This is a genomic window from Streptomyces sp. NPDC050546, from assembly GCF_044457425.1.
GTDB lineage: Bacteria > Actinomycetota > Actinomycetes > Streptomycetales > Streptomycetaceae > Streptomyces.
In genome coordinates this window covers 210,766-227,022 of sequence record NZ_JBITGX010000006.1, presented here as the reverse complement: position 1 = coordinate 227,022, position 16,257 = coordinate 210,766, and the positions used below count along the sequence as shown (strand labels likewise).

The following is a 16,257-nucleotide window of genomic DNA, read 5'->3' as shown; positions in this document are numbered from 1 at the left end:
CGGACCGGGCTACGTCACTGTCAGTGCCCCTGCGTAGGGTTCTGGGCAACCGCGAATGCGCGGCAACAGGGGACGTTCGAGAGGGGAATCAGCGCGTGACCGTCAACATGACCAAGGGTCAGGCCATCAGTCTGCAGAAGAACGACGGCGGCAGCCTGACCGCGGTGCGGATGGGTCTCGGCTGGCAGGCGGCTCCCCGGCGCGGCCTGTTCGGCTCGCGGACGCGTGAGGTCGACCTCGACGCCTCCGCAGTCCTGTTCGCGGACAAGCAGCCGGTCGACGTCGTCTTCTTCCGCCACCTGGTGAGCGACGACGGCTCGGTGCGCCACACCGGCGACAACCTCGTCGGCGGTGTCGGCCAGGGCGGCGACGACGAGGCCATCCTCGTCGACCTCTCCCGGGTCCCGGTCCACATCGACCAGATCGTCTTCACCGTGAACTCCTTCACGGGCCAGACGTTCCAGGAGGTGCAGAACGCGTTCTGCCGCCTGGTCGACGAGACCAACGGCCAGGAGCTCGCCCGCTACACGCTGGCCGGCGGCGGCCAGTACACGGCCCAGATCATGGCGAAGGTGCACCGCTCGGGCCCGGGCTGGTCGATGACGGCCCTGGGCAACCCGGCCAACGGCCGCACCTTCCAGGACCTCATGCCGACGATCCTGCCCGTCCTCTAAGGCATCAGGAGGCAGCCGCTCGGGGGCGGGCCGGCGAGCGGCACACGACAGCACACAACGACACAGGGGGGACGAAGGCGATGACGGCCGAGCTGGTGCGGGGGCAGAACCACCCGCTCTCCCAGGCCCGTCTCGAGATCCGGGTCTCGGCCGGCACACCGATCGTGACCGCCGCCGCGCTCAGCGACGAGAGCGGCAGGATCCACGACGTGGAATGGGTGGCCCATCCGGGCGCACCCACTCAGCCCGGTCTCGAGGTCTCCCGGCAGGCCGCCGCCGACCACCGCCTCGCGGTAGATCTGGACGCTCTGCCGGAGGCCGTCCACCGTGTCGGTGTGCTGCTCGCCCTGCCCGCGGGCGGGGCGGGCCCGGTCCGCTTCGGTGCCGTCGCCGCCCCGTTCGTCGCCGTCACCGGCCTCGACGGCGGCGAGATCGCGAGTTACACCCTCACCGGCCTGGACACCGAGTCGGCCGTGGTCGCCCTGGAGCTCTACCGCCGGCAGGGCGCCTGGAAGGTGCGCGCCGTCGGCCAGGGCTATGCGGGCGGCCTCGCCGAACTCCTCACCGACCAGGGCCTGCCCCAGGCCCGGCAGCTCGCGGGAGGCATCGACGAGGCGGTGGCCCGAGGGCTGGCCCGCTCGGTGCAGGCACCCCCGCCGCGCACCACGGACGGCGACCGTTCCCGCCAGACAGCGGCCCCGGCCCTCGGCCCGGACCAGGGCGGCACCGCGCCACAGGGCGCCCCCGGCCCCGTACCGCCCGCGTCCCCGTACGGCGCGCAGCCGCCCAGCGTCCCGGGACAGCCCGCACCGCAGTCGCCGTACTCCGGCCCAGCACCGGATCCTTCCGCCGTCACCCAGCCGTCCGGGCCCACCGCGGGGGCCCCGATCGACTACAGCCATCCGCGCCGCCAGAACGCCGCTCCGCCCCCGCCGCCGCCCACCGCACCCCCTGCCGCCCCCGGGCAGCCCGCCCAGCCCGTCGCGGGCGACGCGACCGGCTGGTCCATGGAGGAGCGGCTCTACAACCAGGTGTGGGGCATGTTCGAGGACCTGGCCCGCACCACCGCCGCCTACCGAAGCGCCGTCGACTTCGCCGAGTCCCGTATGGACAAGGAGCTCGAGCAGGTCCTGTCCGACCCGCGCAGCCGGATCGGAGGGCAGGGCGACGCTGCCCGTGAGGCGGCCCACGCCCGGCACGCACAGCTCGTCGCCCAGGCCAGGGAGGCCCTCGACCGGGATCTCTCCCAGCTCACGGCCGAGGCCGACGTCGTCGAACCGGCCCTGCCGCCGGCGTATGCCCGCTGGGACAACCCGGTGTGGCATGCCTACCGGCCGCCGATGGAGATCCCCATGGCGCTGCGCCTGGGCGACCTCCATCTCCCCGAGGCCGACCGGATCCGTATCCCGATGCTGGTCCGGCTGCCGCTGGAGCGCGGCCTGTGGATCGACAGCGGCCACAGCGGATCGTCCGACGGTTCGTTCACCGACTCGCACGCCATGAGGCGTCTCGCCATGGAGACGGCGGTCGCGCACGCGGCCCGGCTGCTCGCCGTCTATCCGGCTGGCGAGTTCACCGTCCATGTCATCGACCCGGCCGGCTCCGGGGCGCAGCCCCTGGCACCTCTCGTGCGGACCGGTGTGCTCGCGGCCCCGCCCGCGCTCGGCGCCGCAGGAGTGGCGGACGTACTGGGGCGGCTCACCCAGCGGGTCGACCTGGTGCAGATGGCGGTACGGGGAGGTGCCGCCGACTCCCTGCCGCCCGGCTTCGACACCTCGCAGCAGCTGCTGATCGTCAACGACTTCCCGCACGGCTTCGACGACCGTGCCGTGAACCAACTGCGCTACCTCGCCGACGAGGGTCCCGCCTTCGGCGTCCATCTGATGATGGTGGCCGACCGTGAGGAGTCCTCCGGATACGGTCCTTTGCTCGACCCGCTGTGGCGTTCGCTGTTGCGATTGACGCCCGTCCCCGACGACCACCTCGCCGACCCGTGGGTCGGTCATGCCTGGACGTATGAGCCGTCACTGGTGCCGCCCGGCAGTGAGGTCCTCCAGCAGGTGCTCAGTCAGGTCGCGGCGGCCCGCACCAAGTACTTGTAAAGCCTCCTGACCTGGGATTTTGATCCTTCTTTTGCCAAGCGCTTTACCTGTTCTTGGTGATTGCGGTACTGTTGTCGGCACGGAGGGGAGTACTCCCTGTCTGCTGCGGCGTACCCGTCAATACGGATCAGGCCAGATCCCGGGGCGTCGGCCCATCCTTGGGTGGAAGAGACCTCCGGCAGCGACGACGCTGACATTTGCCGTTAACGACTGCCGGAGGCGCAGTGGATGTTTCCGTGACCCTATGGGTCCTGACGATCGTGGGCCTCGCCGCCCTGATCGCGGTCGACTTCTTCATCGGCCGCAAACCGCACGACGTGTCGATCAAGGAAGCCGGGATCTGGACGGTCGTCTGGATCGTGCTGGCCGCGCTCTTCGGCCTCGGTCTGCTCATGTTCGGCGGCGGCCAGCCCGCCGGCGAGTTCTTCGCGGGCTTCATCACCGAGAAGTCGCTGAGCGTCGACAACCTCTTCGTCTTCGTCCTGATCATGGCGAAGTTCGCGGTGCCCTCGCAGTACCAGCAGCGTGTTCTCCTGATCGGTGTCCTCATAGCCCTGGTCCTGCGGGCCATCTTCATCGCCGCGGGCGCAGCGATCCTCGCCAGCTTCGCCTGGGTGTTCTACATCTTCGGCGCCTTCCTGATCTGGACCGCCTGGAAGCTCATCCAGGAGGCCCGGGCCGACGAGGAGGACGAGGAGTTCGAGGAGAACAAGCTGCTCAAGGCCGTCGAGCGCCGGTTCGGTGTGGCCGACCGCTACCACGGCACCAAGCTGTGGATCCAGGAGAACGGCAAGCGGGTCATGACCCCGATGCTGGTCGTGATGCTCGCGATCGGCTCCACCGACGTGCTGTTCGCCCTCGACTCCATCCCCGCGATCTTCGGCCTGACCCAGGACCCGTACATCGTGTTCACGGCCAACGCGTTCGCCCTGATGGGTCTGCGCCAGCTGTACTTCCTCATCGGCGGCCTGCTGAAGAAGCTGGTCCACCTCAGCTACGGCTTGTCGATCATCCTGGGCTTCATCGGCGTGAAGCTGGTGCTGCACGCCCTGCACGAGTCCGGGGTGCACGTCCCCGAGATCAGCATTCCGGTCTCGCTCGGTGTGATCTGCTCCGTCCTGATCGTCACCACGATCACCAGTCTGCGGGCTTCCAAGAAGCAGGAGGCGGCCGAGGCGGCGCAGACGCAGAGCGGAAGCGCTCCGAAGGACAGCATCGACGTCTGACCCCGTCCGACGTAGGAGCAACCATCACCGGGACCGGTGGTCGGCGAATTGCCGACCACCGGTCCCGGTGCTTGCTTGTCTCCTGAGCGTGTTCCCCGCTCCGGGGGCGCCGTGGCCGGCTGGAGGTGCCATGAGGTTCGTGCAGATCATCGACTTCGAGACCGAGCGCTTGGACGAGATGGAGCAGGTGTTCGAGGAGGCGGGGCAGCGATTCACCGGCCGGACGGGCGGCCCCTCGCACCGCACCCTTCTGAAGGACCGCGACAACCCCCGCCGCTATCTGGCGCTGATCGAGTTCGAGTCGTTCGACGAGGCCATGCGCAACAGCGACGACCCCGAGACCAGCAGGATGGCGGAGCAGCTGGGCGCGCTCTGCATCGGCGAGCGGGTCTACACCAACTGCGACCTCCTGGACGCGAGCGAGCTCAAGTAGCCCCCGGCACGGGCCCCGCGCGACCGGAGTGCGGGGCCCCCGCACCTCTGCGACGATCACTTCATGATCGCTCGGCGCAGGCCGCTCACGGCACAGTGGACGACCTTTGTGCCCGTGCTTGCGGCGGTGCTGCTGGTCCTCACCTGGGGGCGCGATCTGCCGGCGGCTGTCGTCGCGCTGGTGACCCTGGTCCTGGCGGGGGCTGTTCTGTCCGCCGTCCACCACGCCGAGGTGGTCGCCCACCGGGTCGGTGAACCGTTCGGCTCCCTCGTTCTAGCCGTCGCCGTCACGATCATCGAGGTCGCCCTCATCGTCACTCTGATGGTCGACGGCGGGGACAAGAGCGCGACACTGGCCCGCGACACGGTCTTCGCGGCCGTGATGATCACCTGCAACGGCATCGTCGGCGTGTGCCTCCTGGTCGCCTCGCTGCGGCACGGCACGGCCGTCTTCAACCCCGAGGGCACCGGGGCCGCACTCGCGACCGTTGCGACCCTGGCCACGCTCAGCCTGGTCCTGCCGACGTTCACCACGAGCAAGCCGGGCCCGGAGTTCTCCACCGTCCAGCTGACCTTCGCGGCGCTTTCCTCGCTGATCCTGTACGGCCTGTTCGTCGCGACGCAGACCGTGCGGCACCGGGACTACTTCCTGCCGATCACCCGGCAGGGCGACGTGATCACCGCCGAGGAGCACGCCGCGGCGCCGACCGCCCGTACCGCCCTGATCAGCCTGGGACTGCTGGGCCTGGCGCTGATCGGCGTCGTCGGGCTGGCCAAGGGCGTGTCGCCCACCATCGAGTCGGGAGTGGAGGCCGCCGGGCTGCACCAGGCCGTGGTCGGTGTGATCATCGCGCTGCTGGTGCTGCTCCCGGAGACCATCGCCGCGCTGCGCTCCGCACGCCGCGACCGTGTGCAGACCAGCCTGAACCTCGCCCTCGGCTCGGCCATGGCCAGCATCGGCCTGACCATCCCCGCCGTCGCGCTCGCGTCCGTATGGCTGTCCGGCCCGCTGGTGCTCGGCCTCGGCGCCACGCACATGGTGCTGCTCGCCCTGACCGTGGTGGTGGCCTCCCTGACGGTGGTCCCGGGCCGGGCCACACCGCTCCAGGGCGGGGTCCATCTGGTGCTGTTCGCGGCGTACCTGGAGCTGGCGATCAACCCGTAGGCGCCTCAGCCTCCGCCCCGGCCTCAGCCTTCGCCCCCGCCTTCACCGGCACCGGACGCGTCTCCGGCAGCAGCGCGAAGCACCCCAGGCTGAACAGTGCGATCGCCGTCAGATACGCGGCCACGCCCCAGGGCACCCGCCCGCCCTGCTCGGCGAGCGCGGTCGCCACGATCGGCGTGAGCGCGCCTCCGAGTACACCGCCGAGGTTGTAGCCGACGGCGGCGCCGGTGCAGCGCACCCGCGGCTCGTACAGCTCCGGCAGATACGCGGCGATCACGGCGAACATCGTGATGAACGAGAGCATCGCCCCGAGGAAGCCGAGGAACATCGGCAGCGGCGTGCCGGTGGCGAGGAGCGCGACCATCGGGAACATCCACAGGGCGGCTGCCGCGCACCCGGCCAGGCACATGGGCCGTCGGCCGTAGCGGTCCCCGAGCATCGCCACCAGCGGTGTGAGCGCGCCCTTCACCAGCACCGCGCCCATGATGCAGGTCAGCATGACGCTTCGGCTCACCCCGAGCCGTTCGGTGCCGTAGGCGAGGGACCAGGTCGTCACGGCGTAGAAGATCGCGTAGCCGATCGCGAGCGCCCCGCCGGTCAGCAGGAGGAGGCGCCAGTGGTCGCGCAGGACCTCGACCAGCGGCACGCGCGCGTGGTCGTCGAGTTCGAGGAAGCTGGGGCTCTCGGCGAGCGACGAGCGCAGCCACAGCCCCACGATCGCCAGCACCCCCGCCGCCCAGAACGGCACCCGCCACCCCCATGCGGCGAACTCTGCCTCGGACAGTGTCGTCGACAGCCCCAGCACCACACCGTTGGCGAGCAGGAACCCCAGGGCGGGCCCGACCTGCGGGAAGCTCGACCACAACCCGCGCCGGTCGGCGGGCGCGTGCTCCACCGTCAGCAGCACCGCCCCGCCCCACTCCCCGCCGAGCCCCAGCCCCTGCAGGAAGCGCAGCACCAGGAGCAGCAGGGGAGCGGCCACGCCGATCGTGTCGTACGTCGGCACACAGCCGACCGCGACCGTGGAGGCGCCGGTCAGCAGCAGGGAGGCGACGAGGACCGGCCGTCGTCCGCGCCGGTCCCCGATGTGCCCGAACAGCACCGACCCCAGCGGCCGCGCCACGAAGCCCACGCCGAAGGTGGCGAAGGCGGCCAGCGTCCCGGCCACCGGCGAGAAGGTCGGGAAGAACAGCGGCCCCAGGATGAGGGCCGCCGCGGTCCCGTAGACGAAGAAGTCGTAGAACTCGATGGCCGTGCCGGCGAGCGAGGCGGCCGCGAGGCGCGGCATGGAGGGTGCCCTTACGGTGCGTACGTCGTGCATGCCGCGTCAACTACCCACGGTGACGGCCGGTTACGGGGGCGCGCGGGGGCTCGGGGGCCCTCAGTAGGTGACCGTGATGCGCCGGGCCGGTCCGTCCACGCGCACGGTGCCCCCGTAGGGGATCACCAGTTGCGGGTCGGTGTGCCCGAAGTCCACGTCGAAGACGATCGTGGTGCCGGGAGCGTAGGTCCGCATGGCGCGCAGGACCGCCTCACGCTGGTCGGAGGCGTAACGAGTGGCCTCCTCCGGGGTGTTGGGCCGCTCCAAGGACCAGGTCTTCGGGCGGCCCATCAGCAGCGCCGGGAAGCGCTGGAGCAGCCCCCGCTCGCCCATGTTGCGCAGGGTGCTGAAAACCTCCATGGCGCTCGGCATGTCCTCCGAGGTCTCCAGCAGCAGCACCCCGCCGTCGTACTCGGACGGGTCGTGCGCGATCTCGCGATCGGCCATCAGCAGCCACCCGATGATCTCCAGGCACCCGCCCCAACTGCGGCCCTCCACCACGCGGTCGGCGTTGATCCAGGTCCAGCCGGTCCCGGGCCGGGTCTCCGGTTCGGCGTCGAAGGTCGCCGGATCCGCCCAGTCACGATCGACGTCACGCCACCGCTCGGCGGGCTTCAGTTCGTACGGGCCGGAGCTGAACAGCGCCGCCCGCAGGGAGTCGGCGGTCTGCGGGTGCATGGCACCGGGACGCCCCAGCTCGCACATGACGCTCCCGCCGTGGTAGCCGACGATGCCGCTGTTGCGCAGGAAGGCGAGCAGGTTGGTGTTGTCGCTCATCCCGAAGAAGGGCTTCGGGTTCGCCCGGATCAACTCCCGGTCCAGCAGCGGCAGCACGGTGATCTGGTCGTCCCCGCCGATCGACGCGACCACCGCCTTGATGTCCGGGTCGGCGAAGGCGGCGTGGATGTCGTCGGCCCGCTCCCGGGGTGAGGAGCCCATACTGCGAGTCGCCGGATACTCGACCGGCTCCAGCCCGAACTCCTTGCGCAGCCGCTCCAGACCCAGCTCGTAGGGGAGCGGGAAGAGCCCCGGCAGACCGGAGGAGGGCGAGATCACGGCGATACGGTCACCGGGCGACGGCTTGGGCGGGTAGGAGAGGCTCGTCATGGCCGGAGGCTACGGCCCGGCGCGATGTCGGCGCACCGTGATAAACCGGGTCCGAGCAGCGGTCCGTCACGGGCCGCCCGACCCTGAACGGACCGGAGGAACCGTGCCCCGCACCCTGGCCAACGCCCCGATCATGATCCTCAACGGCCCCAATCTGAACCTGCTCGGCCAGCGTCAGCCGGAGATCTACGGCTCCGACACCCTCGCCGACGTGGAGGCCCTGTGCGCCAAGGCGGCGGCCGCCCACGGCGGTACGGTCGACTTCCGCCAGTCCAACCACGAGGGCGAACTGGTGGACTGGATCCACGAGGCGCGGCTGAACCACTGCGGCATCGTGATCAACCCGGGGGCCTACTCGCACACCTCCGTCGCCATCCTGGACGCCCTCAACACCTGTGACGGCATGCCGGTGCTGGAGGTCCACATCTCCAACATCCACAAGCGCGAGTCGTTCCGGCACCACTCCTACGTCTCGCTGCGCGCCGACGGAGTCATCGCGGGCTGCGGAGTCCAGGGCTATGTGTTCGGGGTGGAGCGCGTCGCCGCGCTGGCGGGAGCGGGACAGGCCGACACCTAGACCCTGCCCGCGATGTAAGCCCCGAACGCCATGGCGGGCGCCCCTTACACCCGCCTCGCTCCGACTACACCCGCCTCGCCCCGACTACAGCCGCCCCGCCTCCACGATCCGCCGCAGGAAGCGCTGTGTGCGCTCCTGCCGCGGTTCCCCGAAGACCTGCTCGGCGGTGCCGCGCTCCAGCACCACGCCGCCCTCCAGGAAGCACACCTGGTCGGCGACCTCCCGTGCGAAGCCCATCTCGTGCGTGGCCAGCACCATGGTCATGCCCTCGTCCTTCAGGTCCCGGACGACGGTGAGGACCTCGCCCACCAGCTCGGGATCGAGGGCGGCGGTGATCTCGTCGAGGAGCAGCAGCCTGGGGCGTACGGCCAGGGCACGCACGATCGCCACCCGTTGCTGCTGCCCGCCGCTCAGCCGGTCCGGGTACTCGCCCGCCTTCCCGCCCAGACCCAGCCGCTCCAGCAGCTCACGCGCGCGTGCCTCGGCCTCGGCACGGGGCAGGCCGTGCACCCGGCGCGGAGCGAGTGTGATGTTCTCCAGGACCGTCATGTGCGGGAAGAGGTTGTACGACTGGAAGACCACGCCGATCCGGCGGCGTACGGCGTCCTGGTCGATGCGCGGGTCGGTGATCTCCTCGTCGTCCAGCCAGATCGCCCCGTCGTCGATCTCCTCCAGCAGGTTCGCGCATCGCAGCAGCGTGGACTTGCCGGAGCCGGAGGCGCCGATCAGCGCGGTGACCGTGTGCGGGGCCAGCTCCAGATCGACGTCCCGCAGGACGACCGAGCCGCCGAAGGTCTTGCGGACGGACTCCATGCGCAGCACGGGCGTCTCGCTCATGTGGTTCCTCCCTGGGCCCGCCGGCGGTCCATCCGTGCCGTCACCCAGTCCGTGAAGCGGGTCATGGGGATGGTCAGCGCGACGAAGACCAGACCCGCGACGATGTACGGCGTGTAGTTGAGGCTGCGGCCCACGATGATGTCGGCGGCCCGTACGGCGTCCACCGCACCGCCGATCGAGACGAGCCCGGTGTCCTTCTGGAGCGACGCCAGGTCGTTCAGCAGCGGCGGCACCTGACGCCGTACCGCCTGCGGCAGTACCACGTGGCGCAGCGCCTGCCGGTTGCTGAGCCCGAGCGAGCGGGCCGCGGCGCGCTGCGAGGGATGCACGGACTCGATGCCGGCGCGGAACACCTCGGCGACGTACGCCGAGTACGTCAGGGTGAGCGCGGTGCCGCCCAGGAGGACCGGGTCGACGGTCACCCCCTGGAGCCGCAGCGCCGGGACGCCGAGGACCACGATCATCAGGTTGATGATGAGCGGCAGCCCCCGGAAGAAGTCCGTGTAGGCGGCGGCCAGGAAGCGCAGCGGAAAGAACACCGGGCCGCGCAAAGTACGCGCGACGGCGATCAGCATGCCGAGGACGAGCACCGCGGCACCGCAGACCAGCAGCAGCCGGACGTTCAGCCACAGCCCCTCGAGGACCTTCGGGAACGCCTCACGCGCGTACCCCCAGTCGAAGAAGGTCTCCTTGGTGCGCGGCCAGCCCGGGGCGTTGACGACGACCAGGTAGAGGACCGCTCCGGTGACGAGGGTCGAGAGCGCGCCGATCGCGGTGGCACGCCGGGCGCGGGCGCGCTTGTAGCGCTCACGGTCCAGGCGCCGCCGCGACGGGACGTACCCGTCCGGCGCGTCGTGCTCGCCGGAGCCCTCCGCCGGCTCCGCCTTGTTCAACGTCACTTGAGCACCGGGGCGTCGACGGCGTCAGACAGCCACCGCTGCTCGAGCTTCGCGAGTGTGCCGTCCTCGCGCAGTGCGTCCACGGCCCGCGAGACGCAGGGGGTGAGCGCGCTGCCCTTGTCGAGCACGAGGCCGAACTGCTCCGGCGTACCGCCCTGGTTCTCGAACTGGCCGACGATCGTCGCGTCCGTGATCTCGGCTCCGGTGATGTAGAAGGCGGTCGGCAGGTCCACGACGATGGCGCCGACCTGGCCGTTCTTCAGCGCGGACTTGGCCTGGTCGTTCTTGCCGAAGACGGCCGCCGCCTGCTTCGGCTTCACCACGTCGTCGATGTAGTCGAGGCTGGTGGTGCCTACCTGGGCGCCCAGCTTCACGTCCTTCAGGTCGGCGACGCTCTTCGCCTTCGCGGCCTTGGAGCCCTTCAGCGCGACGACGGCCTGGCGGACGTCGTAGTAGCCGGACGAGAAGTCCACGGCCCTCTTGCGTTCCGCGCTGACGGACACCTGGTTGATGTCGAAGTCGAAGGTCTTCTCGCCAGGTGCGAAGGCCTTGTTGAACGGGACGGTCTGCCAGGCGACCTTGTCCTTGCCGTACCCGAGCCGCTCGGCGACGGCGTACGCGACCGCCGACTCGAAGCCCTTGCCACTCGCGGGGTCGTCATCCTTGAACCAGGGCTCGTAGGCAGGCTCGTCGGTGGCGATGGTCAGCTTGCCCGAGTTCTCGGTGGCCAACTTGCCCTTCTCGCAGGTGTCTCCGCCGGACGCCGACGGCCGGTCCGATGCCTCCGGCTGCGGAGCACAGCTCACGGCGGCGGCGAGAAGAGCGACGACGGCGGCAGCGCGGCGCAGGGCGCGCGGGGCAGGATGCATGGCGGGAGATTGGCAGCCGACAGACCCGTTTGTCGAGGTCACGGCGACATGTTCCGCATGGTGGGAACGGGTGTTGCAATCTCGTGAACAGCCGGGGCCGCCGGCCGAGGGCGGGGATCGACAGGCCGGCGGCCCATCCGCCCAGGAGTCGTCATCCTGCGCGGGGCTCCCACCAGTTGACTGCGCAGCTACGCGCACCGGGAGCGCGCGCACGGCACCGGCGTGTGTGAAGCGTTCACACGGGGCGCGTGCGCGGCTCACGCGCCCCGACGTGGCACTTCATTGCCCCGACGCGGCACTTCACCACCCGCGCGCGTGCCACTCCGGAAGCTGCGGGCGCTCCGTGCCCAGTGTCGTGTCGTTGCCGTGCCCCGGGTAGACCCACGTCTCGTCCGGGAGGACGTCGAAGATCCTGGTCTCGACATCGTGGAGGAGGCTGGCGAACGCCTTGGGGTCCTTGTGGGTGTTGCCCACACCGCCGGGGAACAGGCAGTCCCCGGTGAACACATGGGGATGCCCGTGCGGGTCGTCGTAGACGAGGGCGATCGAGCCGGGCGTGTGCCCGACCAGGTGGCGCGCGGTGAGTTCCACGCGCCCCACCCGGATCGTGTCGCCGTCGTCGACCAGCACGTCGGTCCGTACGGGGATGCCCTCGGCGTCGTCCCGGCCCGCGTACGTGCGGGCGCCGGTGGCCGCCACGACCTCGGCGAGCGCCTGCCAGTGGTCGCCGTGCTGGTGGGTGGTGACGACGGACGCGATGCCGTCGCCACCGATCATGCCGAGCAGCGTGTCCGCCTCGTTCGCGGCGTCGATCAGCAACTGCTCGTCCGTGGCCCGGCAGCGCAGCAGATAGGCATTGTTGTTCATGGGACCGACCGCGATCTTGGTGATCATCAGGTCCTTGAGCTCATGGACGTCGGCGGGCCCGCCGACCGTCACCTCTCCGCTGTACGTCATGTCCGCCAGCCTATAGCGGGGGAGTGGCCACGGTCCCGGAGCTCCGGGACCTAGAGCGGGGGCAGCGCCGGAAGCGGGCCGCCGGCCACCGTCAGGCCGGATCCGGCACGGCGGCCCGCGAGCCAGCCCAGCAGATCGGCCGGGGGACCGGTGACGGTCACCTCGGGTCCGTCTCCGGACCGCCGCCCGGTGCTCCACGCGCGCGTGCCGTCCGTGAGGCGCGTGGGCGGTACGTCGGGATGCCCGGCGAACCGGTCGGCCAGGAAGACGATCTCCCGCTCGGCGAACTCCGCCGGCAGATCCTCCAGCTCGTATCCGATGCCCAGGTCCGCGTGATGCAGCTCCACCTCCACCCAGCGCCGGAACGGCACCCGGGACGCGGAGTCCGTGACCCCGTTGCGCAGCTCCACCGTGCGCGACCAGTCCGCCGGAGCGGCCCCGGTCTCCTGGAAGCGGGCCGCGCTGTCGCGCAGGTCGGCCAGCTGGATGTCGAGGGCGCGCGGGGCGTCCCGCTCGATGTCGGTGTCCCGGGCCTCGCCGGAGACGTACATGGGACGCCCCTCGAGGACGTTCACGAGGGCGTCCGCGTTGCGGGCGAGGTGGGCGAGGACATGGCCCCGGGTCCAGCCGGGAAGCCGTGACGGCTGCGTCACAGACGCGTTGTCCAGTTTGCCGACTGCGATGAGCAGCCGTTCCGTAGCGTCATGTACAGACGCCAGGTCATGACCGTGATCAATCATGGTGCTGACCCTAGCTCCGCCACACCTTTGGGTGAAGGTGGTGAACGAGTGCCGTAAATCGAATGCACGTGCTATATGGTCGGACGTGACGTCGGGCATGCTGGAGAGCCGGGGTTTGTTGGCAACCCGTGAATCCGACCGGCGTTGTCAGTGGCTCCCCCTAGTCTGAGAAAGACGGGGGCCCCGCCCCTGTCACTTCTCTCAAGAAAGGTGCGGACCGGCGTGGCCGACCGTCTCATCGTTCGTGGAGCGCGCGAGCACAACCTCAAGAACGTCTCGCTCGACCTCCCGCGCGACTCGCTCATCGTCTTCACGGGCCTGTCGGGGTCGGGCAAGTCCTCGCTGGCCTTCGACACCATCTTCGCCGAGGGACAGCGGCGCTACGTGGAGTCGCTCTCCTCCTACGCCCGGCAGTTCCTCGGCCAGATGGACAAGCCGGACGTCGACTTCATCGAGGGCCTCTCCCCGGCGGTCTCCATCGACCAGAAGTCGACCTCGCGCAACCCGCGCTCCACGGTCGGCACCATCACCGAGGTCTACGACTACCTGCGCCTGCTCTTCGCGCGCATCGGCAAGCCGCACTGCCCCGAGTGCAGCCGCCCGATCTCCCGCCAGTCGCCGCAGGCCATCGTCGACAAGGTCCTGGAGCTGCCGGAGGGCAGCCGCTTCCAGGTGCTGTCGCCGCTGGTGCGCGAGCGCAAGGGGGAGTTCGTCGATCTCTTCGCCGAGCTCCAGACCAAGGGCTACTCCCGCGCGCGTGTGGACGGCGAGACCATCCAGCTGTCGAACCCGCCGACGCTGAAGAAGCAGGAGAAGCACACCATCGAGGTGGTCGTCGACCGCCTCACGGTCAAGGACGGTGCCAAGCGCCGCCTCACCGACTCCGTGGAGACCGCCCTCGGCCTGTCCGGCGGCATGGTCGTGCTCGACTTCGTCGACCTCCCCGAGGACGACCCCGAGCGCGAGCGCATGTACTCGGAGCACCTGTACTGCCCGTACGACGACCTCTCGTTCGAGGAGCTGGAGCCCCGCTCCTTCTCCTTCAACTCGCCCTTCGGTGCCTGCCCGGACTGCTCCGGCATCGGCACGCGCATGGAGGTCGACGCGGAGCTGATCGTCCCGGACGAGGACAAGAGCCTCGACGAAGGCGCCATCCACCCCTGGTCGCACGGCCACACCAAGGACTACTTCGGCCGCCTCATCGGCGCCCTGGCCGACGCGCTGGGCTTCCGTACGGACATTCCCTTCGCGGGTCTGCCGCAGCGCGCCAAGAAGGCCCTGCTCCACGGCCACAAGACCCAGGTCGAGGTCCGCTACCGCAACCGCTACGGACGCGAGCGCCGGTACACCACGGCCTTCGAGGGCGCCATCCCCTTCGTCAAGCGCCGGCACAGCGAGGCCGAGAGCGACTCCAGCCGTGAGCGCTTCGAGGGCTATATGCGCGAGGTGCCCTGCCCCACCTGTGAGGGCACGCGTCTGAAGCCGATCGTCCTCGCGGTCACGATCATGGACAGGTCCATCGCCGAGGTCTCCGCGATGTCGATCAGCGACTGCGCGGACTTCCTGGGCGAGCTGAAGCTCACCGCCCGCGACAAGAAGATCGCCGAGCGCGTGCTGAAGGAGGTCAACGAACGGCTGCGGTTCCTCGTCGACGTCGGCCTGGACTACCTCTCGCTGAACCGCGCGGCCGGCACCCTCTCCGGCGGCGAGGCCCAGCGCATCCGCCTGGCCACCCAGATCGGCTCCGGCCTTGTCGGCGTCCTGTACGTCCTCGACGAGCCGTCCATCGGTCTGCACCAGCGCGACAACCACCGCCTGATCGAGACCCTGGTCCGGCTGCGCGACATGGGCAACACGCTCATCGTCGTCGAGCACGACGAGGACACCATCAAGACCGCCGACTGGATCGTCGACATCGGCCCCGGCGCCGGTGAGCACGGCGGCAAGGTCGTGCACAGCGGATCCCTGAAGGAACTGCTCGCCAACGCCGACTCCCAGACCGGTCTGTACCTGTCCGGCAAGAAGGCCATCCCGTTGCCCGACATCCGGCGCCCGCTGGACCCGTCCCGGCAGCTCACGGTGCACGGCGCCCGGGAGAACAACCTCCAGGACATCGACGTGTCCTTCCCGCTGGGCGTGCTCACCGCCGTCACCGGTGTGTCCGGCTCCGGCAAGTCGACCCTGGTCAACGACATCCTGTACACGCACCTGGCCCGTGAGCTGAACGGCGCGAGGAACGTGCCCGGGCGGCACACACGCGTGGACGGCGACGATCTCGTCGACAAGGTCGTGCACGTCGACCAGTCGCCCATCGGCCGCACCCCGCGCTCCAACCCGGCCACCTACACCGGCGTCTTCGACCACATCCGCAAGCTGTTCGCCGAGACCACCGAGGCGAAGGTCCGCGGCTACCTGCCCGGCCGCTTCTCCTTCAACGTCAAGGGCGGCCGCTGCGAGAACTGCTCGGGCGACGGCACCATCAAGATCGAGATGAACTTCCTCCCGGACGTGTACGTCCCGTGCGAGGTCTGCCACGGCGCCCGGTACAACCGGGAGACCCTGGAGGTCCACTACAAGGGCAAGTCCATCGCCGACGTCCTGAACATGCCGATCGAGGAGGCCACGGAGTTCTTCGAGGCGGTCCCCGCGATCTCCCGCCATATGAAGACCCTGAAGGACGTCGGCCTCGGCTACGTCCGGCTCGGCCAGTCCGCGACCACCCTGTCCGGCGGTGAGGCCCAGCGCGTCAAGCTCGCCAGCGAGCTCCAGCGCCGCTCCACCGGCCGCACGGTCTACGTCCTGGACGAGCCGACCACCGGTCTGCACTTCGAGGACATCAGCAAGCTGCTGACGGTCCTGTCCGGACTGGTCGACAAGGGCAACACGGTCATCGTCATCGAGCACAACCTCGACGTGATCAAGACCGCCGACTGGATCGTCGACATGGGCCCCGAGGGCGGCGCCGGCGGTGGCCTGGTGGTCGCCGAGGGCACGCCCGAGCAGGTCGCCGCGGTCCCGACCAGCCACACCGGCAAGTTCCTCCAGGAGGTCCTGGGCGCCGACCGCATCAGCGACGCGTCTTCGGTGCCGGCACCGCGCCGGACGGCGGCGAAGAAGACGGTCGCGGCGCAGGCCCCGGCGAAGAAGACCGCCACCAAGAGGGTCAACAGCACCGCCACAAAGAAGGCGGCGACCAAGACCACCAAGGCCACCAAGACCACGAAGGCCGCCGCGAAGAAGACGACGCGGACGACCAAGGACTGAGGGCCGCGGCCGCCCGGCGGGGGGGGGGGGGGCCGGCGCGGGGGGGGGGGGGGGGGGGGGGGGGGGGGGGCCGGGGGGGCCGGGGGG

14 protein-coding genes are annotated in these 16,257 nt (G+C 70.2%); 7 read left to right on the top strand and 7 right to left on the bottom strand.

Features of this window, described 5'->3' with window-relative positions:
- Positions 1-95 precede the first annotated feature (95 nt).
- The 5 genes from ACIBK5_RS17080 to ACIBK5_RS17060 all read left to right on the top strand — a co-directional run bounded on the left by ACIBK5_RS17080 (position 96) and on the right by ACIBK5_RS17060 (position 5,599).
- Positions 96-674, top strand: coding sequence for a TerD family protein (locus ACIBK5_RS17080; protein ID WP_399020383.1), 579 nt, complete (start codon positions 96-98; stop codon positions 672-674).
- A gap of 80 nt (positions 675-754) precedes the next feature.
- On the top strand, positions 755-2,776 hold the full coding sequence (locus ACIBK5_RS17075; protein WP_399020382.1) for a TerD family protein: 2,022 nt from the start codon (positions 755-757) through the stop codon (positions 2,774-2,776).
- Positions 2,777-3,000: 224 nt separating this feature from the next.
- Complete coding sequence (locus ACIBK5_RS17070) at positions 3,001-4,002, top strand: TerC/Alx family metal homeostasis membrane protein (RefSeq protein ID WP_399020380.1); 1,002 nt, start codon at positions 3,001-3,003, stop codon at positions 4,000-4,002.
- Positions 4,003-4,132: 130 nt separating this feature from the next.
- Positions 4,133-4,435: a hypothetical protein gene (locus tag ACIBK5_RS17065; protein ID WP_399020378.1), complete on the top strand. Its 303-nt coding sequence runs from the start codon at positions 4,133-4,135 to the stop codon at positions 4,433-4,435.
- A gap of 63 nt (positions 4,436-4,498) precedes the next feature.
- Complete coding sequence (locus ACIBK5_RS17060) at positions 4,499-5,599, top strand: calcium:proton antiporter (RefSeq protein WP_399020376.1); 1,101 nt, start codon at positions 4,499-4,501, stop codon at positions 5,597-5,599.
- Here ACIBK5_RS17060 and ACIBK5_RS17055 read toward each other — a convergent pair.
- Both ACIBK5_RS17055 and ACIBK5_RS17050 read right to left on the bottom strand, forming a co-directional pair.
- A complete protein-coding gene (locus tag ACIBK5_RS17055) occupies positions 5,589-6,887 on the bottom strand; it encodes an MFS transporter (protein WP_399020375.1) in 1,299 nt (432 codons plus the stop codon). The two genes, ACIBK5_RS17060 and ACIBK5_RS17055, sit on opposite strands and share 11 nt — an antisense overlap.
- A gap of 93 nt (positions 6,888-6,980) precedes the next feature.
- On the bottom strand, positions 6,981-8,027 hold the full coding sequence (locus ACIBK5_RS17050) for a S66 peptidase family protein (protein WP_399020373.1): 1,047 nt from the start codon (positions 8,025-8,027) through the stop codon (positions 6,981-6,983).
- A 103-nt stretch (positions 8,028-8,130) separates the two neighbouring features.
- Here ACIBK5_RS17050 and aroQ point away from each other — a divergent pair, with 103 nt between their 5' ends.
- Positions 8,131-8,604: a type II 3-dehydroquinate dehydratase gene (aroQ, locus tag ACIBK5_RS17045; RefSeq protein WP_382828053.1), complete on the top strand. Its 474-nt coding sequence runs from the start codon at positions 8,131-8,133 to the stop codon at positions 8,602-8,604.
- 84 nt (positions 8,605-8,688) lie between these two features.
- On the opposite strand, the gene ACIBK5_RS17040 is transcribed toward aroQ, so the two are convergent.
- From ACIBK5_RS17040 to ACIBK5_RS17020, 5 genes are all read right to left on the bottom strand, one after another.
- A complete protein-coding gene (locus ACIBK5_RS17040) occupies positions 8,689-9,441 on the bottom strand; it encodes an amino acid ABC transporter ATP-binding protein (protein ID WP_399020371.1) in 753 nt (250 codons plus the stop codon).
- On the bottom strand, positions 9,438-10,340 hold the full coding sequence (locus ACIBK5_RS17035; RefSeq protein WP_399020369.1) for an amino acid ABC transporter permease: 903 nt from the start codon (positions 10,338-10,340) through the stop codon (positions 9,438-9,440). The genes ACIBK5_RS17040 and ACIBK5_RS17035 overlap by 4 nt, the downstream gene beginning before the upstream one ends.
- Positions 10,337-11,209, bottom strand: coding sequence for an ABC transporter substrate-binding protein (locus ACIBK5_RS17030; RefSeq protein WP_399020367.1), 873 nt, complete (start codon positions 11,207-11,209; stop codon positions 10,337-10,339). The genes ACIBK5_RS17035 and ACIBK5_RS17030 overlap by 4 nt, the downstream gene beginning before the upstream one ends.
- A 300-nt stretch (positions 11,210-11,509) precedes the next feature.
- Entirely contained in the window at positions 11,510-12,166 is a 657-nt protein-coding gene (locus ACIBK5_RS17025) for an MBL fold metallo-hydrolase (RefSeq protein WP_399020365.1), read from the bottom strand.
- Between the two features lie 50 nt (positions 12,167-12,216).
- The gene (locus tag ACIBK5_RS17020; protein ID WP_399020363.1) at positions 12,217-12,906 is read right to left on the bottom strand and encodes a maleylpyruvate isomerase family mycothiol-dependent enzyme; all 690 of its coding nucleotides are present in this window, start codon (positions 12,904-12,906) and stop codon (positions 12,217-12,219) included.
- A gap of 222 nt (positions 12,907-13,128) precedes the next feature.
- Here ACIBK5_RS17020 and uvrA point away from each other — a divergent pair, with 222 nt between their 5' ends.
- On the top strand, positions 13,129-16,170 hold the full coding sequence (gene uvrA / locus ACIBK5_RS17015) for an excinuclease ABC subunit UvrA (protein WP_399020361.1): 3,042 nt from the start codon (positions 13,129-13,131) through the stop codon (positions 16,168-16,170).
- The last annotated feature ends 87 nt before the right edge of the window (positions 16,171-16,257 follow it).